Below are 22,843 nucleotides of genomic sequence, written 5' to 3'. Positions count from 1 at the left end.
CTGAGTTTACAGTGTAAAGGCTTCCCCATTGCAACGCAGTACTTGTGTCTTGGCAGGCAGTACAGACAAATTACACGGCTCATCATAAGCTGCCAGAATCACGATACGATCTGTTGGGAATTGCTCAACAACAGATAGCCATTCGTCAGAATTCTCGATGGGTGAACGATTGGCATCTCGACGGCAGAGATCACTGATCACCTTAGGACAATGCTTCGTCGAAATCACACGCTCCGCTTGCTGCATTAGCCTTAATGCTTTTAACGTCAGTAGTTCTGGGTCTTGCGGATAGAACACCACAACGGGCGGCACTATGAAATTGTTCTCGGTATTAAGTAGCTCTTCAAACACGGTTTGTAGTTGAAGTAAGGATTGAGCATTCGACACCAGAGGATGGCGAAAGAATCGCTCCCAGAAATAGCGACGTTCATCGACGGTGTTAAAATATTGCTTAATATAAGGGCGTGATTGCTGAGAAAACTGGGCAATAAGCGGTAGATTGGCTGCTAGCTGTGTTTCAAGCAGTTCACGTAAAAAACGTACTAATACTGGTGCGGCACCACCACTAGAAATTGCGACTTGCAGCAAACCACGGTCGATAATAGAGGGGGTGATAAAATCACAATGGTCAGGGCTATCAACAACATTACACAGCACCTTGGCCGCTGTCGCATCTTGGTGAATACGTAGATTTAGTTCGCTATTATTGGTTGTTGCCCATACTTGCCATACACCATCAATATCTTGCGTTTGGTACTCAGCTTGACGGTAGCGAATGTCTCCTGAGGCAAATCTTACCGACAGCTCATCGCTTAACGTTGGCGATACCACCAGCACATCAGCTTGCGCTTCACAGAGCATGGCGACTTTACGGCTGGCGACTTCCCCACCACCTATCACTAATACAGGTTTATTGACCAGATCGACAAAAATAGGAAAATACTGCATAGGCCCTCTTTGATAAATATGCGTCAATACAATGCTTTCAATGCGTTAACAAACCCAAAGCACACTATGCAGTTAAGCACAGCACGTAATGATTAGCTAGCGTCATACTGCCGTCGCTCAGGCTTTTGGCTAAACTTTCTCATCTAGATGAATAATTCATATTTTGGAAGCTGCTCGAAATAAAGATGTAACTATTCATTCTCATTTCTCACGCAAATCCAGACTCACTCCCAAAGCATTTGCATACACCTAGCGTATCAGTTTCATGAGCTATCCAGCCTGACTTACGGTGATATATTTAGCTTGTGCCGCCGCTAAATCAGAGGAAAACATGCACTTACAGTACCGACCAATCGCAGCTCTTTTCGCTTGTCAGCTTACTTTTTCAAACATCGCTTTCGCTGCTAGCCAAGAACAACCACTGGCGCAAGTCCCTACGGAAACGATGGGGCAAACAACGTCTCATTCTTTCTCTAACACGAATACATTCGCGTTAGATAAAGAAGCGCTCAGCCGTTATTTAGTGCATCAAAATCAACATGGCCAATTTAGTGGCAACCTTCTTATCGCTAAAGATAATAACGTCATATTCGAGCAATCACTAGGTCTCGCCGATGTGCAAAGTAAGCGGCCAATCAACCCAAGTAACCTATTTAAAGTGGGGTCCTTAACCAAGCAACTAACGGCCGCTGCAATTCTTCGATTATCAGAACAAAACAAACTACAACTTGATGCTCCCGTTGATCGTTATTTTCCTAAACTCGCGCTTAGCAACAAAATCACCATTAATGACTTACTTGATCACACTGCGGGCATAAACCGTGATATATCTTGGCGTGATAGCCCTCAATCTTGTCGTAGCAAGAGCCTAGTAAATCAAATCATCAAAGACAGCCGCCAATATCCGCCCGCACTGCAATACAACTTCAGCCACGCACACTATGTGTTACTTGGTAGTATTATCGAACAAGTGTCGGGGGTTGATTACAACAGCTATATCGACCAAGAATTTTTACGGCCGATTGGCATGAAAGACAGTAGCATGAAGCTGACACTTTCTTTTCAGCTCGCCAAATCATATGAAATTTCAGGGCTGATTAATGCCCATATCACACCAACAGATTGTGCATGGTCAGCAGGGGGACTGATTACTACCGCCCGTGATTTATACCTCTGGAATCAGGCTTTACATAATGGCAGCGTGGTTTCTGAAATGTCATTACAAAAAATGTATAACGAACAAATAGGCATGGTAAGAAGCCAACATAACACTCAAACCTATTACAGCCAACAAGGCAACATTGATGGGTTTAAAACGCTGATGACTTATCAACCTGACACCAAAGCCATGATGATTGCACTTAGTAACTACCAAAACACTAACCTCTCCTTATTAACCGCTGATTTATTACAAATAAGCCAAGGAAAGCCCGCGTTACATTTGGTCACTGCACCGAAAAACCAAACTGTAAATTGGCAAAGTAACCGCGATATTGTTGGTAATTACCAAGATAACTTAGGGGTACCACTGCAAATTGTTTACGAAGAAGGTGCACTAACCGCCAAGGTGAATCAAGCCAATATTCCTTTAGTCGTAAAAAACAGTAATAGCCTGTATGCCGCAGGTATCGATAATAAAATACGCGTTAGTCGCAACACCAATAACACCAGTCAAGAGATCGTGTTCTTCTCGCGGGATGGCCGTTACCTTTCTCGCTTTGTTCGGGTCGAGTAACCATTTTTACTAAGGTACATGGCTCACTCAAGCCGCTATGTCTCATTCCGCTATGTCTCATTCCGCTAATAGATATTCAATAAGCGAAATGAGCTCCAACAGATACAAAAAGGGCTATCGAGTGATAGCCCTTTCTTTAGTTGTACAGCGACTGATTAAGACAGTTTGTGGCTGTGGGTTTTCCACAATTTAAACGCAGCGGGTAAGACGACAAGCGTTAATATCAACGCCGATGCCATACCACCAATCATTGGGGCGGCAATACGCTGCATCACACTCGAACCTGTCCCATCACCAAGCATTATTGGGATCAAGCCGATAATCACAGTTGCTACCGTCATCATGACAGGACGAACTCGAAGCCCTGCACCTTCTTGAATCGCCGTGAATAAATCACTTTGAGAAAGTACAGAATGACTACTACGCGCAGCCTCTTCCTTGGATTGCCATGCTTGGTTAAGATAAACCAGCATAATAACCCCAATTTCAACCGCAACACCCGCTAAGGCGATAAAGCCTACCCCCACCGCGATCGAGAAGTTATACCCCAACGCATGCATTAGCCATACGCCCCCGACCATTGCCAAAGGTAAGGTCGCCATAATAATCAAGACTTCACCAACACGACGGAAACTCAAGTAAAGCAACAGCATGATGATTGCGATCGTCGCTGGCACTACCACACTCAAGCGTGCTTTCGCTCGCTCCATATATTCGTACTGTCCAGACCAAGCCAGCGAATAACCAGCAGGTAAAACGACAGTTTCAGCGACTTTTTGCTGAGCAGCTTCAACGTACGATCCTAAATCACGCCCTTCAATATCAATAAAGACCCAACCATTCGGACGTGCATTTTCCGTTTTGATCATCGGCGGCCCATCTTCAAAACGAATATCTGCAACATCAGCCAATGCGATACGTGCACCACTCGCCGTCACGAGTGGCAGATTCTGTAGCTTCACCAATGAATCACGGTAATGCTGTGGGTAACGTACATTAATCGGGTAACGCTCTAACCCTTCAATTGTCTCACCTACATTCATTCCTCCTACCGCCGTGCTGATCACTTGCTGGATGTCTTGAATACTTAATCCATACCGTGCTGCAGCTCTGCGTTTAATATCCATCGTGATATAACGCCCACCAGCAACACGCTCGGCATAAACAGAAGCCGTTCCTTCAAGATCACGTAAGGCATCTTCCAGTTGTGTGCCTATCTTCTCGATCGTTTTAAGATCAGGGCCCGCGATTTTAATGCCTATTGGTGTTTTTATCCCTGTCGCCAACATATCAATACGCGTTTTGATCGGCATTACCCAAGCGTTAGTAACCCCAGGGAACTGAATTAAGCTGTCCAATTCACTACGCAAACTCTCCGAGGTTACGCCGTCACGCCATTCGCTGCGCGGTTTAAACTGAATGATCGTTTCGATCATCGTCAAAGGCGCGGGATCAGTCGCGGTTTCAGCCCGCCCTATTTTTCCCCATACTGTTTTGACTTCAGGCACGGTTTTGATCAGTCGATCTGTTTGTTGCAGCAACTCACGCGCCTTACCAATCGATATCCCCGGATACGTGGTTGGCATATACATGAGATCGCCTTCATCTAGCGGTGGAATAAACTCACTACCCATTTTGCTTATTGGGTAATACGCCGACACCATTAAGGCTAAAGCCACCACTATGACTGTTTTAGGGAAACGTAAACCAAGATTCAGTAATGGGCGATACAAAGCAACGACCGCACGGTTAACGGGGTTCTTATGCTCAGGCAGTACCTTTCCACGAATGAAATACCCCATTAATACGGGCACTAAAGTGATCGCCAAACCCGCCGATGCCGCCATCGCAAATGTTTTGGTAAAGGCTAAAGGAGCAAACATTTTTCCTTCTTGCCCTTCCAAGGCAAAAACAGGCACAAAACTTAACGTTATGATAATTAATGAAAAGAACAGCGGTGTGCCGACTTCTTCTGCCGCTTTACTTATCACTTGCCAGCGATTTTTATCAGTTAATGGCGTTCGCTCAATATGCTTATGGACATTTTCGATCATAACAATGGCACCATCTACCATGGCGCCAATGGCTATCGCAATACCACCTAAGGACATGATATTGGCATTTATACCCTGCCAATGCATGATGATAAACGCAGTAAGGATGCCAATTGGTAAGCTGATAGCAACAACCAAAGATGAGCGGATATGGAACAAAAACAGCGCACACACTAGAGCAACAACGATGAATTCTTCCAGCAGCTTTTCATAGAGGTTATCTACTGCGCTTTCTATGAGCTCAGAGCGATCATAGGTCGGAACAATCTCAACCCCTTCAGGTAAACTACGCTGTAAATCTGCCAACTTGGCTTTGACATTCGCGATCACTTCTCGGGCATTTTCGCCAAAACGCATCACGACAATACCACCAACGGCTTCGCCTTCACCGTTAAGCTCTGAAATACCACGACGCATCTGAGGACCAACTTGAATATCAGCCACCTCGCCAAGCATTAAAGGCGTACCACGATCAGTTACTTTCAGTGGGATATTTTTTAAATCATCAACATCTGAAATATACCCCGTCGCGCGTACCATATGTTCTGCTTCAGCCACTTCAACGACCGATGCACCCGCTTCTTGATTTCCAGACTGGATCGCTTTGTTAACCTGCTGCAAAGTCAAATCGTAAGCTCGTAATTTAGCGGGATCGATCTGCACTTGGTACTGCTTCACCATACCGCCCACTGTCGCGATTTCAGACACGCCATCGACAGTTTGTAACTCGTACTTCAAGAACCAATCTTGCAGGCTTCGCAACTCACTTAAATTATGCTGACCGGATTTATCAGTTAACACGTAACTGAAAACCCAGCCAACACCGGTAGCATCTGGCCCTAAGGTCGGTTTAGCGTTAGCTGGCAATTTAGGTGCGACCTGACTTAAGTACTCTAAAACACGCGAACGCGCCCAATACATGTCGGTATCATCATTGAAAATGATATAAACATAAGAGTCACCGAAGAAAGAGTAGCCACGAACAGTCTCTGCGCCCGGCACTGCGAGCATCGCTGTGGTTAATGGATAGGTCACCTGATCTTCGACCACCTGAGGTGCCTGACCAGGATAGCTGGTTTTAATGATCACCTGCACATCAGACAAATCAGGAATGGCATCAATAGGGGTTTGTTTTACGCTAAAAAGACCCGCTGCAACCAGAAAGACGGTTGCTACCAAGACCAGAAATCGATTCGCAATCGACCAACGAATAATAGAAGGGATCATTGGTCACCACCTTGTTCCATATCACCATGATCCATTGCCGAATGGTTCATCAATGCGTGGCCAACCTCTGACTGGGCCGCATTGACTTTTCTGACATCACTTAACACATACTGACCTTGTGCATTTTTCTCGATCAAAAATTCAATCGCATCACCATCTGCCAGTATCGAAAGATCGCTGTTATCTTTTACTGTGAAATTCATGACCATTGCTGGCCAATCCCACTCAGAAATAGGCGCATGATCAACGGTTAACATCTTATGATCGCGCATCATGGATTTAATGACACCTTGTGCTGTAATCGCAGGTTGCGTCCAAGCCGCTGTCATTGCCGTTTGGGTCGAATCACCTTCTGTCGATGCGTGATTATCAGCCATCGAAATAGCCGCCTTAGTCGTAGAAATACGAGAAAGATCCGCTGATTGACTTGATTCTGAATCCAATAAGAATTGTGCCGATGTGACAACCCGGTCACTCACATTAAGCCCCTGCAAGACTTCTGTCACACCACCCGCCTGACGTCCAATCTCAATCCGAGTCGAGCGGTATTGCCCATCCCCTAACGCCAACACAACACGTGCCATGTTGCCTGTGCGAATAATGGCATTATCTGGCACCGTCAGAACCGCTCCTTCGCTTTGCGGCTTAAGCGTAATATTGGCAAACATATTCGGCTTCAAATCGCCATTTGGATTCGGAAATTTCAAACGTACTTTTACTGTCCGTGTTTTTTCATCTAACACTGGGTAGATATAATCAACCACGCCTTGCCAATTTTGACTCGGTAATGCATCAACACTCATCTCGGCCTGCGCACCTGATTTAATCCAGTGTGCTTGGCGCTCAAACACTTCAGCATCGACCCAAATACTGGTTAAATCACCACCGCTAATCACGGTTTGTTGCGGAGAAAGATAAGCCCCTTGCCGAATATTCAAGCTCGCAACAACCCCATCAGCTGGCGCCTTAACTTCGATTTGCTTCATAGCTTTACCGCGTCTTAATACACGTTGGATTTGTTCGCTATCAACACCTAATACAAATAAACGTTCTTTCGCCCCTTGTACTAACGCTGCTCGCCCGAGCCTTTTTGCGTTTAATAGCTCTTCTTGTGCTTTCACTAACTCTGGTGAATACAACTCAAACAGCACTTGTCCTTTTTCAACTCTATCGCCGATGGCTGCGACTTTTAATGTTTGAACCCAGCCACTCACGCGGCTATTGATCTGCCACATTTGGCTTTCATCAAAAGCAACATAACCCACAGTATCAATACGTGGGATCAACTGCTGGCGTGCTACCTGTGTAGTTTTTACCCCTAAGTTATTTTCAATTGAAGGCGATATTTCGACAGTCCCTGCCAGCTTTTCTGTTTGGCTTTCATCTGCATATACTGGGATCAAATCCATCCCCATCGGGGATTTGCCAGGTTTATCACGCTTATATTTCGGGTCCATTGGCGCAACCCAATACAGAGGTTCATTAGCAGTAGAATCCGTTGCCATCGTATTTGTATTTTGTCCATCACTCGCCTGCGCACTAAAGCCAAAGACACCACTGTGGCTAACGTAATAACCGACTGCACTTCCCACTGCCAGTGACAACACTGCAACTGTTAATGTTTTTTTCATGTTGCCTCTCAGAATTTATTTAATAAGTAGGAAAGCTTGGCGTTCGCCAACGAAAGATCTGCCTGTAGTCGAGCTTGCTCTAATTCAATATTCAAGGCGTCACTTGCCGCTCGAATGTACTCATCTAATTGACTGGTATTGTTTTGATAACCACGTTCGATGGCTTGGGTTTTCTCTTGGGCATAGCGCAATAATCCATTTTGATAACGATTAAGACGCTGCTGGAGATTAATACGGTCGTGACGTACCGCTGCCACTTGCGCATTCATTTGCTGAAGGAGTAAATCGCGTTGCGCCTTAGTAGCACCAAGTTGGTGTTGCGCAGAAGAAACCTGTTTGTCTTGGCGGTTTTCCGTAAATAGTGGAATATCCATGGTTAAAAACACACTCAACAAATCTGAAGCAGGTTGCCCGTTCATCCCTGTGGCTTGCCGATTACCGTACATCACCTCGACACCAAACTGTGGTTGGTACGCTTCGTTGGCAATATCAATGCTGGTTTCATTGCTTTTTATTAGCTCATCGATCACTTTCACAGCAGGGTGCTGCGCCAATGCTGAGTAATCATTTTGATGCGAAGCTTGTGTGTCGAGATACGCCTGAAGTGCTGACCACTCTGGGTATTGCGAGGGAGCAACTGACTGCGCTTGCTTCCCTAACCATTCACCAAATTGCGCCTTTATTCGTTGTTGCACTTGCGCGTTAGCATCCAATTTGTCGTCTACACGTGCAATTTGTAGCTGAGCTTGAATCACATCTTGTGCTTGGTTAACGCCTACCCCGTAATTCATGCTTAGGTACTGCTCTAACTCTTTAAACAGCGTTTTATTTTGCTGTAACAATTGACGAGCACGGTGCTGATAAACGCCCTCAACCCATAAATTGGTCATCGCAAAACGTACATCCAATGCGCGTACGCCCAATTTTTTCCGAATACTTTCAGCTTGCTCACTGGTTTGCTGTTGTTTTAGCGTTAACGTATCACCGCGGCCAAATTGCTGCATAAGGCCAACCGAAATGTTTGTCATCGGATCTTTATCCAATGCAAATGAATCGACAGGTAACCCGCCAACACCCAGTTTTAATTTAGGGTCCATCCATTGACTGCTGGCAACACCAGCATCTGTCATCGCATTTGCTTGCGATTCAATTTGTTGTTTTGCCACATCATGTTCTACGGCCCATGTTATCAACTGAGGTAAATCGCTATTGGCCATGACAGGAAAGGCGATTACCTGTAATAACGAGATGCCGATAACACCTACAAATACACGTTTGTGCATAATCACATCCTTTAATAAGGAGAGTATTTTTAAGCTGCTTTTAGTGAGATACGAATAAGTACTATCAATTGAAAATCGACAGTTTTACCCTTTAAAAGCAAATAGATGGGTTAACAATCGCACGCCTCACAACGGAGAACACAGTGCTATTGCAACCAATCACTCTGAAGTTCTGATCTAATTACTCAATAGAAGCTATTTACATTGGCTTTCATCGAAATTAAGGAATTAAAGCATCACGCGCAGAGTGCGAGGTATGGGCTATACAATCGGAGGGCGAAAGAGGTTGTCGGTAGATTGAATCGGAGAACTCAAGGTATGAATAATAGGTGCACGCGACGTTTGCGCATGTGAAATCGCAGGAAGTGATGCGGTGATAAAAGGATGGCTTTGGCAGTGTGTGATATTGCAGCAACTATCCAGCATATCCATTGAACTGCAACACGAAACATCAGCCTGTTGACTTGCTCCAGAAGAATGGCTTGTCGTCATACATAAAGAAGGTGAAGAGGTTTGGCTTTCATGGTGCAAGTGAGATTCAGGCTGCATGCACTCTGGTAAGTGTTCGCTTTTTGCTATTGAAGTCAATTCAGCATCAAGCACTGCAATACTATGTTGATGATTTCCTGCCATATTCGACATTTGTTGCTGTGCAAGCACAGGTTGCATGATCAAACTTATGATCACAACCAATGTTGTCGCAGGCAAAGAAAACAAACGCAGTAATATCGGCATCAAACTTCATAAATAACAATAGGAAACCATAAAAGTCTAAACCTTCCCCCTAGAGGAAGGTCAAGTCTCTCTCGGTGAGAAATGCGATTTATCAACTATCTTTTCAAAACGAACTCACTGTCATCACCACTCATTTACTGGTATTTACCTTGATAATCAAACTAAATGCTGTAACTATAGTTTGACCATCAAGATACTTATCAATCAAATTACTTGATAAGCAAGCAAGTTGTAAAGCAAACAACATAAGGGTTCACTATGCAGCACCAGCCACATTCACTTGCGCCTTGGCAACATAGCCACGATTTTGTCAGCCACAACCATAAAGGTGAGCGTCGTACCTACTATGTTTTATTACTGACCATAGTCACTATGCTGGCTGAAATTATTGCAGGCACCATTTACGGTTCCATGGCGTTGCTTGCCGATGGCTGGCATATGGGTACACACGCTGCCGCTTTTATGATCACCCTTTTTGCCTATCGCTATGCCCGTAAATATGCCAATACCGATAAGTTCGCCTTTGGGGCGGGTAAAGTCAGTGTGCTGGGCGGATTTACCAGTGCGATAGCTTTAGGGCTTGTGGCTTTGATCATGCTGATTGAATCGGTGCACCGTTTATTTTCACCGCAGCAAATCCAATTTAATGAAGCCATTTTTGTCGCGGTTATCGGCCTTATTGTTAATGTAGTCAGTGTGTTCTTATTAAAAGATGATCATCACCACGAACACCATAACCATAACCATAACCAGCATGATGCGAATAAACATGACCATCACAATGGACACTCTCATCATGATGATCACAATTTAAGAGCGGCTTACTTCCATGTAATGGCAGATGCACTCACCTCATTACTGGCGATTATGGCGTTATTCTGCGGAAAATATTTTGGATTTAATTGGATGGATGCCGCGATGGGGATTGTAGGGGCAGTTATCATCACACGCTGGGCATACGGGCTCATGCAGCAAACTAGCCCAATCCTGCTAGACGCAAGCATCGAGAGTCAGTATCGCCAACAAATTGTTGAGACACTAGAGCAGGACAAAGACAGCCAAGTCAGTGATATTCATATTTGGAAGATCAGTGCCGATCATTACGCTGCCGCTATTTCAGTTGTCACATCAACCCCAGCAGAAGTAACACACTACAAGCAATTACTCCGAAATTTCGATAAACTCAACCACTTAACGATTGAAGTTCAGCAATGCCATCGTAATGAGATGGCCTCGGAATAAAAATGAAAGATATCGAGCAATTAAACCACACCATTATTGAATTTTACGAGAAACTATCGTCGTGGGAACAATCTGTTGTTCGTGGTAAGGGCTTTTCCTTACCACAAGTACATATTGTTGAAATACTCGGCGCACATGGCGCAATGCGAATGAAAGAACTCGCGGATAAGATTGGTGTGACGACAGGCACACTCACAGTCCAAGTCGATAAAATGGTCAATGCAGGTTTAATCTGCCGACGTCCTCATGAGTCTGATAGACGTTCAATATTAGTAGAACTAACAACATCCGGTGAAAGCTTGTACCAAGAGCACGATCAACTCCACTTGAATCTAACGCAAGACATCACTGCAAAACTCAGTGATACCGACCGCCTCCACTTGCTTAAATGCCTACAAGTAATGAACCAAGAATTTTAAATTCACCTTCAAGCCCATAAATTTTTAGTGTTAAAAATAGCAGACTAGAAGCATGGGCTCATTTTTAGCGAAATAAAAACATTAATACACGAAACATTTCTCGCATTAATCCAGATTAAAAACCACAACACTTGATTTTCAATGCCATTAAATCAATAGGTTAAATAAAACAATCCCACTGGAGCCACTCCAAACAACATACTACTCTAAACATTCAAAATCTCTTATTAACACCATTAATTTTCCTGCTTATTCGGATTATTTTTTCTCATTTTACGTTTTAGTTTTTTCAGATATAGTCCCGCCATCTGAGATTATTTGCTCGAAATTCCAGCGACCTCAACAGCCTCTCTGCCGTTGTACGCGACAACTCTCCTTGCAAATATCTATACACATATAGAACCAAACAGCCCTTCCTTAGCTGTTTTATTACTTACACTTTTTCTGGAGATCACAGTAGTGACAACTACTACTACTCTAGCTCGTCGTAGCAGCACCTTTGTGCCTGTCGCGGGCTTAACTATTTTTGCTATCGCTTCTGGCTACTTGATGAGTCTTATTCCGTTAATTACAAATGAATTTAAGATGAGTCAGGACCTAGTGAGTTGGTTAGCAAGTAGTTATTACTGTGGCTTACTCCTTGGTTCCATTATTGTTGAGCCAATCGTTGTTCGTTTAGGGCACCGTGTTTCTTTCATTGCTTTTTTAAGCTTGTTAGCAGCAACAGTGATCATGATGCCGCTCGTACCATCACAGCAAGTGTGGCTTCTGGCTCGTTTTATTGCTGGCGTTGCAGTTGCTGGTGTTTTCGTTGTTGTTGAGTCTTGGTTGCTGATTGGCGACAAGAAAGAGCGCGCTAAACGCCTAGGCTTTTACATGACGTCATTATATGGCGGCACAACGTTGGGGCAGTTTGGAATTTCTGTTATTGGCACTCAAGGCTTCGAACCTTTTATCATGATTTTTGCACTATTGTGCATGGCAATGCTGCCACCATTACTGTGCAGACAAGGTCAACCAAGCATAGAGCACCCACAAAGCTTATCGTTGCAGCAAATAATGCAACTGCGTAAGCCTGCACTTATAGGCTGCCTAGTGTCTGGTATTTTAATGGGATCGATTTACGGCCTTATGCCACTGTCCTTGCAACAAGAAGGCGTAGCTAACGAGCAAATCAGTGTACTGATGGCAGCCATCATTCTAGGCGGTATGTTTATCCAGCCAATTATTAGCTGGCTTTCAATTCGCATGAGCAAATCACTACTGATGGCTCTAGCATGTTTAGTGGGTGTTTTTGCGATGGGCATCATTCACTTTGAAACCAGCTTTGCAATGATGATGATGATGTTAGCTTTACTGGGTATGTCGGCTTTTGCCCTTTACCCTATAGCTATCACGTTGGCGTGTGATGAACTGGATAGCACCTTCATTGTAGCAGCAACGCAAGTCATGCTATTTAGCTACAGCTTAGGTTCTGCGTTGGGTCCAATCGTGGCTGACAAGTTCATGAAAACAGAAGATGGATTAACCGCTTTCTTCTTCGTGATTTTACTGGCTACGGCGATTTACATGCTTATTGCGAGTGCGAAACGTAAGCCAGAAGTATTGGCAAGCTAAGCATTGATTGGGCATTGTGAAGTGAGCTACAAGTAAATAGCACCTAAAAAAGAACGGGCGCGACTTTCGTCGCGCCCTTAGGTCTTACTTGCAGCAATCCGGCTACTATGGTGCTCCCTGCATCATTCCATGATTATGCTGAATCCTTCAGCTAAGTCCTTTATGTCTCTATCCTAGAGATGTCCTACTGATCAATCCTTGACCCGTCGATTCTTCCTGTTTCGACTCTCTTCTCCGTCCTGGAGGTGTCCCTACTTCATCCTGAAGTGTTCCATTTGTCTTCCTGACTAGTAAATATCCTATTTACTATATCGGTTCCTTCCAATTGTCCCTTCACAGTCCTTGTTCGATAAATCATCCTAATCTATCGCCCTCTTCCTGAGGCTACCAAATCCTTGGCTTGTTCCTGTTCCGTCAGTTCCTTCCGACGAGATAAAGATTACTCGATCTGCGATTTGAAACAACACTCCCTGATCACACTTTTTATTTTACCATTAACTTATTTTAACATTAAACATTCAACTCATTGTTTTATATGGGATTAATGTTTTTATTGAGAAATAACATGCAATACATTCAGATATAACCCCACTACTTTGTAAGAGATCTCTTACAAGATGACGGGCCATTAACCCAATCGAAGTGCTTGCATAGAAAGACAAAAATATGAGTCACAATACAAATATGCCACGTAGTAACTCAGCAACAGCATGAAAATACATTAAAACTGATAAATCCAGCCAAAATCGACTTCATAGGGCCATGATAAATCAGTAAAGAAAACCCACAGATTAATGAGCATTAGCCTGTGGGCTTTCTTTTTTAATACCGTAAATATAAAGGAATTCGAAATACAAATGACTAATGCGTAACTGACTTAGAGAACACATTAATAATAATAGTACCCGCCATAATAAGGCTCATCCCTAATAAGGCATATTTGTCTAAATACTGGCCTGAAAACACCCAACCCAACATCGCGACTAGCACAATACCCGCGCCACACCAAATGGCATACGCAACACCAACAGGCATAGTACGCACAGTAATTGAAAGCATAAAAAAAGCAATCCCGTAGCAGATCAAAACTAGAAGCGTCAATTCTGGCTTAGTAAACTGCTCCGTCTTGGGTAAAAAACTCGTTGCGACAACTTCGCACATAATAGCAATCGAGAGAGGTATCATTGGTGATAAAGAGGTTAAAAAAGGGAGCATACTCTGCAATTATAGTTTAATGACGAACCAACAATGCTACGTGATTAATGCGAAAAATAAATAACACTTTTCATTAAATGTCCTTTAACTCACATTAAGTATTTTTTATGGTGAAGTAGCATCAAAGTGAACAATAGCTCACGCACAGTTGCATTCGCCCCGCCAATCTATCGCTCATTCACTCATCCCACTCAACCACCTGCCCGCTGTCATAGACTCCATCACTGTAGGCTGGTGTGAAATTAATAAAGATATTATTTTTAGCAATAGGGACCTGCTCTGCCAATGTATTAGCAATAAGCTCTAACATTGAAGCAATTTGCTGCTCTGTATTAAAATTTGGTGCAATCAGATCAACTAATATTGGGTGTGTGTTAATAGGTTGATGATGTACTGCTTTACCAGAGTGCACATAATGTCCCGCAGGGATGTATTCCCATGTCAGCATGATATGGTGAGATTCAATCTCAGTCTCCACTGAAATAGCCCTAGAGAGGCTATTCAATACCTGTGGTATCGGCACTTCTTGTTGCGTAAAAGGTAAAGACTTAATTCTTATTAGTGGCATAGCTAGCCTCCCTGTTGCCCTCTCCTTCTCCGACCAAATTTGAGTTTGCAATCGGACACCTCTAATAAATCTTAGCTAAACACCAAATAAACGCACTATCTTATCGATGAGACAAACAAAAAACGCCAACCTAAGTTGACGTTCTTTTTAAGCACTTTAAATGTTTTATACCTCAGTCAGCTTCTATCTCAGCTTACTAAGCAATCTTGCATAATCACTTGCATTCACCATCGCCACAGCAAGGATTGTGGACACGTTCAGCGCAGTTATAGGGCTCAATGTGAATAATAACGTCCACCACTTCATCGATTTCTTCTAATATATGATTTTTGAAATTTTCGGCAATGGTATGCGCCCTATCTACCGACATGTTTGGATCAACCAATAAGTGAAAGTCCAGTAAAATATTACTTCCCGTACGGCGACTGCGAATCGCATGTACTTCACCAATGTCTTTATCATCAGCAGCATAACTTTGGATTTTCTGTTCAAGCTCGCTATCGGCTTCCGCTTCTGTTAACTCCCAGATAGCAGGCCATAAAATCTCAAATGCCGCTTTTAGTATCATCGCTGTGACAAGTAAGGCTGCAATTTGATCAAGATAATACAAATCAGGTAAGACATAATTTGCAATAACGGCAATGGCTACGGGCAACGAACTGAGTGCATCTGAGCGGTGATGCCATGCATTCGCATGTAATGCGCGGCTATTAATTTTTTTCGCTTGAATAATCGTCCATCGGTAAAGTACCTCTTTAACCAATATAGAAGCGACAGCAGCTCCGAATGCAAGCATGCCAGGTGTCGTTGTCGGTTCATGACCAATACTGCTGATGGAGTCCCAGCCAATACCTAGACCCACTAAAACAAGGATCACTCCGATAAAAATATTGGTTAAGGTTTCAAATCGGCCATGACCATAAGGATGCTCTTTATCTGCTGGAGCTGTCCAATAGCGAGAACCAATCAAAATAGCGGTATCAGTGACAAGATCCGAAAAACTATGAACACCATCTGCGATAAGTGCTTGGCTACCGGTAATCTTACCCACCGTTATTTTAATAATGGCTAACGCGACGTTAGCAATCGAACCCACCCAAGTGGCTTTTTGAATTATCTTTACTGGCTGCTCTGACATGAGGACTCTCAATTACATCAATTGCTCGTATGATAGCGAGGAGCCGAGCTAAAGACTAGCTTCTGTTTTGCTATCACTTTCTGATAGCAGTCACAATTTACAGCATGATCATTCACCATCCCTGTTGCCTGCATAAAGGCATAACAAATTGTTTCTCCCACAAATTTAAAGCCTTTTTTCTTCAAAAATTTACTCATGGCTTTGGATGCTTCAGTCGATGTCGGTACCTCAGCCATAGAAGCCCATTGATTATTAATGGGAGAACCGTCGGTGAATTGCCAAAGCGCTTTTGACAGCGAGCCATATTCTTTTTGCAGGGCTATTGCTGCTGCTGCATTAGTAAACACAGAGGCAATCTTCCCGCGATGTTTAATCACGTCATATTGTGCAATAATCGCATCGACATGCCTCTCGTTAAGCTCAGCTAAACGAACCAAGTCATAGTTTAAAAAAGCCGTCTTATAACCCTCTCGCTTTTTCAATACCGTTAACCAACTTAACCCGGCTTGAGCACCTTCCAGAGTGATATATTCAAACAACTGAATATCATCTATAACGGGCATTCCCCATTCGATATCATGGTAACTTTGTTCTAATGGATGGTGCTGTGTCCACCCACAACGATTACTTTCCACTATATAGCCCTCCGATTTCAATATCTTCAAATAATATAATTTTAAAATAGAGTTGAATCATTTATCACCGACATTTTTTTGACTGGATAAATATACCAAGCCTATAGCTAAACCTTAAAAAGTAATTATTTACATTGTTATTATATAAATAAGTAAATAATAGCTCTTATCGTCTTGCGCAAAAACCCTATAGCCTTCACATATTGCATAATAAACCACATTTTCATTTGCTTAATTTGCAAGTCGTTCCATAATGTCTAGGAATCAATACTAATATTATTGATGTAAGAAAAAGGATTTTTATGAAAAACATTACCGCCTTCATTGATCAAATTGAGAAGCAATATCGTTCTGTTGCATGTTGGATCTACTCTGAAAACGATAGATACACTGAAATCGAAGGAGGCGGCATTATCAGCGTTAGTAAGCTTCGAAGCATTTTAGAGCACCATCTGCATATTGTTGTTCAGCCAATTGAAGCTAGCGAGCTTGATGCCCACTTACTGTTACCTGAAATATCGATGGTAATACCCGTGCAATTTATAAACGGTAAAATAACGTCATATTCCGACGCAGAAGCTGCTTGAAAAATAGACAGTTGATTAAATAATGTAACGTTATTATAAATCGCATTGAAAAAGGGAGTAATTAATACTACTCCCTTCTTAATATCACTCATATAGTTAACCACCACTTTGAGCTACGCAATCGTTTCGCTATTTATTTGTCGTATAATATGAAACCGTTCTTGGAGAGCCATCTTCACAGGCTTTTCTTCCGGCTTCAATTCCATCATTATATTTCTGGCTTCTTTTCGCTAAAGTACTATCTATTTCAACAGGTAGTCGCCCGCTTTCAGAATCATACGTTTTCGAACGACATCCCTGATTAAAACCATAAAAATAAATACTGTTATATTCAGTTTCAACATCATACTCATCGGGTAAAAACTGGTAATTATCCAACCCCGTATCAATATTATTAACGCTGCTATTGGTACAACCGACGAGCAATATAACCATCATCCCAGACGCGAACCACATAAACTTCGATTGGTGCATACCAAGTCCTTATCATTCCCATACGTTCATTAAGCTTATACCAATACTGAATTTCTACTGCGTTTAACCCACATCTTCCCCATTACTTTTTGCGACTCTATACCTATACGCTGACAAACAAAAAACCACCCAAAGGTGGTTTTATAGAATAACGTTAGCTCAGCGATGGCAATCATGCATGCGTTTACATCTGATCACGGTTAAGAACAGCATTAAAACGTTCAAAGCCTCGTTCTAGATCGCGGATCAAATCCTCAGGGTCTTCTAACCCGATATGCAGGCGAAGCATAGGACCGGCAAAATCTTTTTTTGTCGCAGTGCGTAAACTATTGATGTTTTCATTGGCTAAAATCAGGCTTTCAAAGCCTCCCCATGAATAACCCATGCTGAAATGTTCCATCCCATCAAGCAAGGCTGTCAGCGCTTCGGTATTCCCACGGTTCAACACCAAAGAAAATAAGCCATTTGAGCCTTTGAAGTCACGCTTGAAAAACTCATGTCCATCACAAGAAGGCAGAGCAGGATGACGAACATGATCCACCTCGTTACGCTCAGCCAGCCAATGCGCAATACGTAGCGCGTTTTTTTCGTGCTGCTTTAAGCGTACACCCAAGGTGCGCAAACCACGCATGGCTAAGTAAACATCGTCTGGTGATGTGCATTGCCCCATCAGGTAACTGTTTTCGCGTAGTTGATCCCAGCAGCGGGCATTCGCCGTCGCCGTCCCTAGCATTACATCTGAGTGTCCAACAATATACTTCGTTGCCGCTTGGATCGAAATATCAACACCGTGGTCGAATGGCTGGAAGTTAATTGGCGAAGCCCAAGTGTTATCTAGCATCACTACAATGTCTTGCTCATGCGCAATGCGAGCTAATGTCGGTACATCTTGCACTTCCATGGTAATAGAGCATGGTGATTCAAGGAAAAGAACACTGGTATTCGGTTTAATTAAATCACGAATACCTTCGCCAATCATGGGATCATAATAGGTCGTTTCAACGCCCATATTCACTAAAATCTTGTCACAGAAATCGCGTGTCGGCTCATATGCGCCATCTACCATCAAAATATGATCGCCTGTCTTTACGAAAGAGAGAATGGCATTACTTATCGCAGCTGTACCGCAAGGGTACAAAGCGCAACCTACACCACCTTCCAATTCCACCATGGCATCTTGAAAAGCAAAATGGGTATTCGTACCGCGGCGGCCATAAAATAAGGCTTTATCCATACGTTTAGACGCGGATGCTTTCATATCAGCAACGCTGTCGAACACAATAGTAGATGCTCGACTAACGGGTGGATTGACGAGTTTTTGAGTCCACTTTTTGGAGCGACCGGCTGTCACAATGCTTGTATCTAACGCTTTCTTTTCCATGGATAATTCACTTCCCTATTCATGCAAAGGCACAATAAAATCAAACTTAACGATTAAGCTCAACGTTACCACACCTAAAAGAATATGAAAGGAGATATTGTGACTAGCACTTTCGGCTTGTAGACTTATAATGCCGCGGCATATTCTTCCCGATCGTTCACAGAACTATGCATTGATGCTGGTACTTCTTGATGCTCTTCAATGTCACGTTGCCATACCAGCTCATCACTTATTTCCAAATGTGCACGGTAATTTAAGCAAGCACGCATTACGTCATCTTCACCGCTGACTTTGGCTGTTAGCATAGTGAGCAGTAACGCTTTGTGGGCATAATGGCGATGTAGTGAAATAGCGAGTGTTGTTGAACAAGGCTTATCCCCCTGCGGACGCAATACCTGAAGCGCCTGCTTTTTCGGGTATATCTGAAAGACATTATGATTAATGGTTTTCGCTTGCTTAATCGTCGAGCGAATTTCACACCGCGTGATAGGGCTATAGCACGCCTCACAATGGGCACTACTCACCCCTTTCAGATACGCTTTATGTAGACTTGTTAACTCGCCATCTAAGCTCGGCAAGCTTAAAAAAATAATATCTTCATAATCATCGCCAAGTGTTTGAAAAATACCTCGCGTTTGTGCCACGTAGCCATGATCAAGCAAGCAGCTTATTGCTTTCAAACCCGCTAGGTATTGTTGCAAAATATCACGCATGACTTCTTGTCCTTGCTGATGAGGCAAGAGCATCCTCTCATCAGCACTGGCAGCGGACGACTTTAATCGCTGCATCTGCATTTCTACATGTTGAGTAATTTGGTGGTTCAACTTCATGTCTGATTGATACATAGTGCCGTCCTCTACCATGAGTGTTAACTGCTGAGCTATAAACACCTTTGAGGTGTATCACTAAGGTAAAGCAATTGTGATGCCTACTTTTTATGACTATCAACGCTTCTTTTACGGGCATTTATGATGCAGGATGCACAATCTTTTTTTATTCGTCTTAATTTGCGAATCTTATTGCAAATTTGTTGTACTAATTATCAATAACATTAGAGGGCAGCCTTCAATCGAGTAAATCAGAAAATCGTTTAATGAGTCTATCTCTACCGCATTGAGCGCATCGGTAGTGATAGATAGTCGCCCCCTTTCGTTGTTCATCTGCAAGCTTGTTATTAACCCGAGCAAAACGGATTGCTCCGCAATATTTACATTCCATGATTCACTCTCACTATTTTAGGCAAAGATAGCTAGCCGCGTGTCTACACTAACTGCCAAGTTAAACAAAACGGTGCGACTAGCTAAATAAGGTTACTTAAACCATTTCGCTTGAAACCCATGGCAAACATCATAAGCAAAAGCGAAGATACCAGCGCAGCCAGCACTGCGAATCGACACCCCCGAAAAACCCAGGTTGGCCGTACAATCAGCCATATAACCATCCACATTCCAATAAAGGGTTAGGCTTTGTGTTTTGGCTTCGTTGCTACTAATAACAATCTTACTTTTATCGTCTGGTGTATAAACGGTCACACGATTCAGCGATTCAAGACTTTTAATCTGTTCGATTATTGACGTCGCCAAAGGTAGTTGCTCTGGCATTGGTGCATCACATTTTTGTTCAGTACTTCTATTGGTCATTATCATTTTTGCTTATTGTTTTAGGATGGCTGGCCGTGTGCCTAATTAACTGTCAGGAAAAATTGGTTAGAGCACGACCAACCAAATTCAGTTTAAGCCATGGCACAAGGTGCCCTCTGAGACCATGGCAGGGCTTACCGCCTGTAGCCACTAAACTGACGGTAGCTCTATTGTTTACTCTTCCATTAGAGCTGAGTGATATTCCATTTTGCCGAGCCTAAGTACATGGATATGCAAAATAAGGGACTACGTCCTTTTTACAATCAAAAGTAAAGGACACCCCACGCTTAATGGATGGCGTCCTTTATTTAAAGAGTACACGCCTCTCCCTAACTTCGCAAGTGAATGAACGTATACCTGCGTTTAATTATCATGATTAGAATGATCAAAATGTATTGATATAGAAAGTGATAGATCTTACGACGAAAAGCCGCCAACAGAAGACAGCTTCCTATTTACCTATTTAAAGTCAGATAGTTAATAGAATATTGAAATGTAATAGAAACAAAAACGCCTGATGAAATACATCAGGCGTTTAAATTTAGACATGTGAATCCGTATTACGATACGTTACTAAACTACACGAAAACGGCTCATCGCTTGTTGGAGGTTCATTGCTAACTGGCTCAACTCATGGCAAGCCTGCGTTGTATGCCCTGAACCTTCCACAACTTCTGCTGAAGATTCATTGATTTTAGCGACACTACGACCCAGCTCTTCCGTCACTGAATCTTGCTCGCTACAAGCACTCGCAATTTGCACACTCATATCAGCTATTTTGCCTACAGTGACCTCGATAGATTGAATCTTATCACCCGTGTTCTGGCTCTGCTCGACACAGGAATGAATCAATGAACAACTTTCGTTGGTCGCTTCACGTGCCTCATTAGCACTTTTCTGTAGTTTTTCGATAATCGTAATAATTTCACCCGTTGAGTGCTGAGTACGACCAGCCAGTGTTCTTACTTCATCAGCGACAACGGCAAAGCCTCGGCCTTGATCTCCGGCACGTGCTGCTTCAATGGCCGCATTCAAAGCAAGAAGGTTAGTTTGCTCTGCAATACCTCGAATCACATCAACAACCATGCTGATGTTTTCAGATTCTTTCACAAGCTGTCCAACCAAAGCGCCTGCATTTTCAATTTCCAGTGACGCACTTTGGATATGTTTGATGGTTTGCGTGACTTCCGCCGCCCCCTCAGCCGCCTCAACATTCGCTTCTGATGCAGATGCTGATGCCACTTCAGTGTTGCTCGCCACTTCCGCTACCGTCGCTTTCATTTGATCCATGGCTGTAGCCACCATAGTGATCTCATTTTGCTGCTCACTCATACCAACAGATGATTGAGCGGCAACAGCGCTAACTTCTTCGACAGCCGAGCTTAGCTGGGTAACTGCAGCAACAATCTCTTCAATCAAGCTACGTAAGTTAAGCTGCATCGTAATCGTCGTATCAGCCAGCTTACCTAATTCATCATTACCCATCTCTTCACGTTGAATTTTGTGCGTTAAATTACCGCTGGCAATTGCCTGTGCTTGCGCCATAACAAGGCTTAATGGACCGCAAATTTGGCGAGACAGAAAGATATTGCTTCCGATCATAAACGCAACTAAACCTAGGATGCTGGCGATGGTGATATTAACCACAGTAGCCACACTACTTAGCATCGATTCGCGGTTATTCGCGACGAAACCAAGGTTCATTTCTAGCAACTCATCCATGGCCGCTTCCAATGCATTAAAGTCTTTAAATGTGCCAGCAAGAATCGGTTGAGCAGCACTAATATCACCACGGCCAGCCGCTTCATTAAAGCCATTCAATGCCTGCTGATAGCGACGCCACGACGTCATGATACGGTCGAATATGCGCTGCTCTTCCGCTGAAGATACCGTTGCACCGTACTCAGAAAACTTTTTCTCTACTTCTTGGTGTTGCTGGTTGGCTTTAGTAATTCGAGAACGAATATCGTCAAGTTTGGTATAGGTGAGAATTGCGTATTGAGTACGACGGGCATAAGACAAATCAAACAGCATGTCTTCTACGCTCAGTACACTTGGTAACGTAGAATCAGTAAAATTGACAATACCGTTACGCACGGAATTCAATTCACTGCTGATGAACAAGCCGAAGCCAATTAGCACCAATACGATCGCAGAAAAGACACTGGCAATTTTTTTGCCAATGGAAAAATTTCGAAAAGTTAGCACTGGAAAACCTTATTTATATAAATATAAGCATTTATAGGAGCTAAAAAGACACCCACCTCGTCATGAATTATATTTTCATGTACTTAAGGGTAAGTTTGCTGACAAG

19 protein-coding genes are annotated in these 22,843 nt (G+C 43.2%); 5 read left to right on the top strand and 14 right to left on the bottom strand.

Annotation, left to right across the window (positions count from 1 at the left end; translation table 11 throughout):
• Window positions 1-6: 6 nt before the first annotated feature.
• On the bottom strand, window positions 7-948 hold the full coding sequence (locus OCU87_RS17835; protein ID WP_261858977.1) for a precorrin-2 dehydrogenase/sirohydrochlorin ferrochelatase family protein: 942 nt from the start codon (window positions 946-948) through the stop codon (window positions 7-9).
• A 331-nt stretch (window positions 949-1,279) separates the two neighbouring features.
• On the opposite strand from OCU87_RS17835, the gene OCU87_RS17830 reads away from it, so the two are divergent.
• On the top strand, window positions 1,280-2,683 hold the full coding sequence (locus OCU87_RS17830) for a serine hydrolase domain-containing protein (protein WP_261858976.1): 1,404 nt from the start codon (window positions 1,280-1,282) through the stop codon (window positions 2,681-2,683).
• A 155-nt stretch (window positions 2,684-2,838) separates the two neighbouring features.
• On the opposite strand, the gene OCU87_RS17825 is transcribed toward OCU87_RS17830, so the two are convergent.
• From OCU87_RS17825 to OCU87_RS17810, 4 genes are all read right to left on the bottom strand, one after another.
• Window positions 2,839-5,964 carry an efflux RND transporter permease subunit gene (locus OCU87_RS17825; RefSeq protein WP_261858975.1) on the bottom strand — a complete coding sequence of 1,042 codons (3,126 nt, stop codon included), beginning with the start codon at window positions 5,962-5,964 and terminating at the stop codon, window positions 2,839-2,841.
• Window positions 5,961-7,595: an efflux RND transporter periplasmic adaptor subunit gene (locus tag OCU87_RS17820; RefSeq protein WP_261858974.1), complete on the bottom strand. Its 1,635-nt coding sequence runs from the start codon at window positions 7,593-7,595 to the stop codon at window positions 5,961-5,963. The genes OCU87_RS17825 and OCU87_RS17820 overlap by 4 nt, the downstream gene beginning before the upstream one ends.
• An 8-nt stretch (window positions 7,596-7,603) precedes the next feature.
• Window positions 7,604-8,878, bottom strand: coding sequence for a TolC family protein (locus OCU87_RS17815; protein ID WP_261858973.1), 1,275 nt, complete (start codon window positions 8,876-8,878; stop codon window positions 7,604-7,606).
• A gap of 261 nt (window positions 8,879-9,139) precedes the next feature.
• Window positions 9,140-9,613, bottom strand: coding sequence for a hypothetical protein (locus OCU87_RS17810; protein WP_261858972.1), 474 nt, complete (start codon window positions 9,611-9,613; stop codon window positions 9,140-9,142).
• Window positions 9,614-9,871: 258 nt separating this feature from the next.
• Between OCU87_RS17810 and dmeF the strand changes: the two genes are divergently transcribed.
• The 3 genes from dmeF to OCU87_RS17795 all read left to right on the top strand — a co-directional run bounded on the left by dmeF (window position 9,872) and on the right by OCU87_RS17795 (window position 12,891).
• Window positions 9,872-10,855 carry a CDF family Co(II)/Ni(II) efflux transporter DmeF gene (gene dmeF / locus OCU87_RS17805; protein ID WP_261858971.1) on the top strand — a complete coding sequence of 328 codons (984 nt, stop codon included), beginning with the start codon at window positions 9,872-9,874 and terminating at the stop codon, window positions 10,853-10,855.
• A 2-nt stretch (window positions 10,856-10,857) separates the two neighbouring features.
• Window positions 10,858-11,274, top strand: coding sequence for a MarR family winged helix-turn-helix transcriptional regulator (locus OCU87_RS17800; protein WP_062691422.1), 417 nt, complete (start codon window positions 10,858-10,860; stop codon window positions 11,272-11,274).
• A gap of 459 nt (window positions 11,275-11,733) precedes the next feature.
• Entirely contained in the window at window positions 11,734-12,891 is a 1,158-nt protein-coding gene (locus OCU87_RS17795) for an MFS transporter (protein WP_094958763.1), read from the top strand.
• An 861-nt stretch (window positions 12,892-13,752) separates the two neighbouring features.
• Here OCU87_RS17795 and OCU87_RS17790 read toward each other — a convergent pair.
• The 4 genes from OCU87_RS17790 to OCU87_RS17775 all read right to left on the bottom strand — a co-directional run bounded on the left by OCU87_RS17790 (window position 13,753) and on the right by OCU87_RS17775 (window position 16,447).
• Entirely contained in the window at window positions 13,753-14,106 is a 354-nt protein-coding gene (locus OCU87_RS17790; RefSeq protein ID WP_261858970.1) for a DMT family transporter, read from the bottom strand.
• Between the two features lie 178 nt (window positions 14,107-14,284).
• Window positions 14,285-14,674 (bottom strand): hypothetical protein, encoded by a 390-nt coding sequence (locus tag OCU87_RS17785; RefSeq protein ID WP_062691424.1) that lies wholly within the window; start codon window positions 14,672-14,674, stop codon window positions 14,285-14,287.
• 214 nt (window positions 14,675-14,888) lie between these two features.
• Entirely contained in the window at window positions 14,889-15,812 is a 924-nt protein-coding gene (locus OCU87_RS17780; protein WP_062691426.1) for a cation diffusion facilitator family transporter, read from the bottom strand.
• A gap of 17 nt (window positions 15,813-15,829) precedes the next feature.
• Window positions 15,830-16,447, bottom strand: coding sequence for a DNA-3-methyladenine glycosylase I (locus tag OCU87_RS17775; RefSeq protein WP_083540994.1), 618 nt, complete (start codon window positions 16,445-16,447; stop codon window positions 15,830-15,832).
• 302 nt (window positions 16,448-16,749) lie between these two features.
• Between OCU87_RS17775 and OCU87_RS17770 the strand changes: the two genes are divergently transcribed.
• Complete coding sequence (locus OCU87_RS17770; RefSeq protein WP_062691428.1) at window positions 16,750-17,034, top strand: hypothetical protein; 285 nt, start codon at window positions 16,750-16,752, stop codon at window positions 17,032-17,034.
• Between the two features lie 129 nt (window positions 17,035-17,163).
• Here the strand turns inward: OCU87_RS17770 and OCU87_RS17765 are convergent, their stop codons facing one another.
• From OCU87_RS17765 to OCU87_RS17745, 5 genes are all read right to left on the bottom strand, one after another.
• Window positions 17,164-17,508, bottom strand: a complete 345-nt coding sequence (locus tag OCU87_RS17765) for a hypothetical protein (RefSeq protein WP_062691430.1) — start codon at window positions 17,506-17,508, stop codon at window positions 17,164-17,166.
• Between the two features lie 184 nt (window positions 17,509-17,692).
• On the bottom strand, window positions 17,693-18,889 hold the full coding sequence (locus OCU87_RS17760; RefSeq protein WP_261858969.1) for a cystathionine beta-lyase: 1,197 nt from the start codon (window positions 18,887-18,889) through the stop codon (window positions 17,693-17,695).
• Between the two features lie 125 nt (window positions 18,890-19,014).
• Window positions 19,015-19,734 carry a hypothetical protein gene (locus tag OCU87_RS17755; RefSeq protein WP_062691433.1) on the bottom strand — a complete coding sequence of 240 codons (720 nt, stop codon included), beginning with the start codon at window positions 19,732-19,734 and terminating at the stop codon, window positions 19,015-19,017.
• 465 nt (window positions 19,735-20,199) lie between these two features.
• Window positions 20,200-20,529: a hypothetical protein gene (locus OCU87_RS17750; protein ID WP_062691434.1), complete on the bottom strand. Its 330-nt coding sequence runs from the start codon at window positions 20,527-20,529 to the stop codon at window positions 20,200-20,202.
• 573 nt (window positions 20,530-21,102) lie between these two features.
• A complete protein-coding gene (locus OCU87_RS17745; RefSeq protein WP_261858968.1) occupies window positions 21,103-22,737 on the bottom strand; it encodes a methyl-accepting chemotaxis protein in 1,635 nt (544 codons plus the stop codon).
• Window positions 22,738-22,843 lie beyond the last annotated feature (106 nt).

It is taken from the genome of Photobacterium sanguinicancri, assembly GCF_024346675.1.
Lineage (GTDB): Bacteria > Pseudomonadota > Gammaproteobacteria > Enterobacterales > Vibrionaceae > Photobacterium > Photobacterium sanguinicancri.
Note: the sequence above shows the minus strand (reverse complement) of the source record. Positions and strands in the feature narration are given on the sequence as shown.

What these genes read in the sequence shown, in the direction of transcription:
- OCU87_RS17835 (WP_261858977.1), bottom strand. Translation starts at nt 948, where the DNA reads ATGCAGTATTTTCCTATTTTTGTCGATCTGGTCAATAAACCTGTATTA.
- OCU87_RS17830 (WP_261858976.1), top strand. Translation starts at nt 1,280, where the DNA reads ATGCACTTACAGTACCGACCAATCGCAGCTCTTTTCGCTTGTCAGCTT.
- OCU87_RS17825 (WP_261858975.1), bottom strand. Translation starts at nt 5,964, where the DNA reads ATGATCCCTTCTATTATTCGTTGGTCGATTGCGAATCGATTTCTGGTC.
- OCU87_RS17820 (WP_261858974.1), bottom strand. Translation starts at nt 7,595, where the DNA reads ATGAAAAAAACATTAACAGTTGCAGTGTTGTCACTGGCAGTGGGAAGT.
- OCU87_RS17815 (WP_261858973.1), bottom strand. Translation starts at nt 8,878, where the DNA reads ATGCACAAACGTGTATTTGTAGGTGTTATCGGCATCTCGTTATTACAG.
- OCU87_RS17810 (WP_261858972.1), bottom strand. Translation starts at nt 9,613, where the DNA reads ATGCCGATATTACTGCGTTTGTTTTCTTTGCCTGCGACAACATTGGTT.
- dmeF (WP_261858971.1), top strand. Translation starts at nt 9,872, where the DNA reads ATGCAGCACCAGCCACATTCACTTGCGCCTTGGCAACATAGCCACGAT.
- OCU87_RS17800 (WP_062691422.1), top strand. Translation starts at nt 10,858, where the DNA reads ATGAAAGATATCGAGCAATTAAACCACACCATTATTGAATTTTACGAG.
- OCU87_RS17790 (WP_261858970.1), bottom strand. Translation starts at nt 14,106, where the DNA reads ATGCTCCCTTTTTTAACCTCTTTATCACCAATGATACCTCTCTCGATT.
- OCU87_RS17785 (WP_062691424.1), bottom strand. Translation starts at nt 14,674, where the DNA reads ATGCCACTAATAAGAATTAAGTCTTTACCTTTTACGCAACAAGAAGTG.
- OCU87_RS17780 (WP_062691426.1), bottom strand. Translation starts at nt 15,812, where the DNA reads ATGTCAGAGCAGCCAGTAAAGATAATTCAAAAAGCCACTTGGGTGGGT.
- OCU87_RS17770 (WP_062691428.1), top strand. Translation starts at nt 16,750, where the DNA reads ATGAAAAACATTACCGCCTTCATTGATCAAATTGAGAAGCAATATCGT.
- OCU87_RS17765 (WP_062691430.1), bottom strand. Translation starts at nt 17,508, where the DNA reads ATGCACCAATCGAAGTTTATGTGGTTCGCGTCTGGGATGATGGTTATA.
- OCU87_RS17760 (WP_261858969.1), bottom strand. Translation starts at nt 18,889, where the DNA reads ATGGAAAAGAAAGCGTTAGATACAAGCATTGTGACAGCCGGTCGCTCC.
- OCU87_RS17755 (WP_062691433.1), bottom strand. Translation starts at nt 19,734, where the DNA reads ATGTATCAATCAGACATGAAGTTGAACCACCAAATTACTCAACATGTA.
- OCU87_RS17750 (WP_062691434.1), bottom strand. Translation starts at nt 20,529, where the DNA reads ATGACCAATAGAAGTACTGAACAAAAATGTGATGCACCAATGCCAGAG.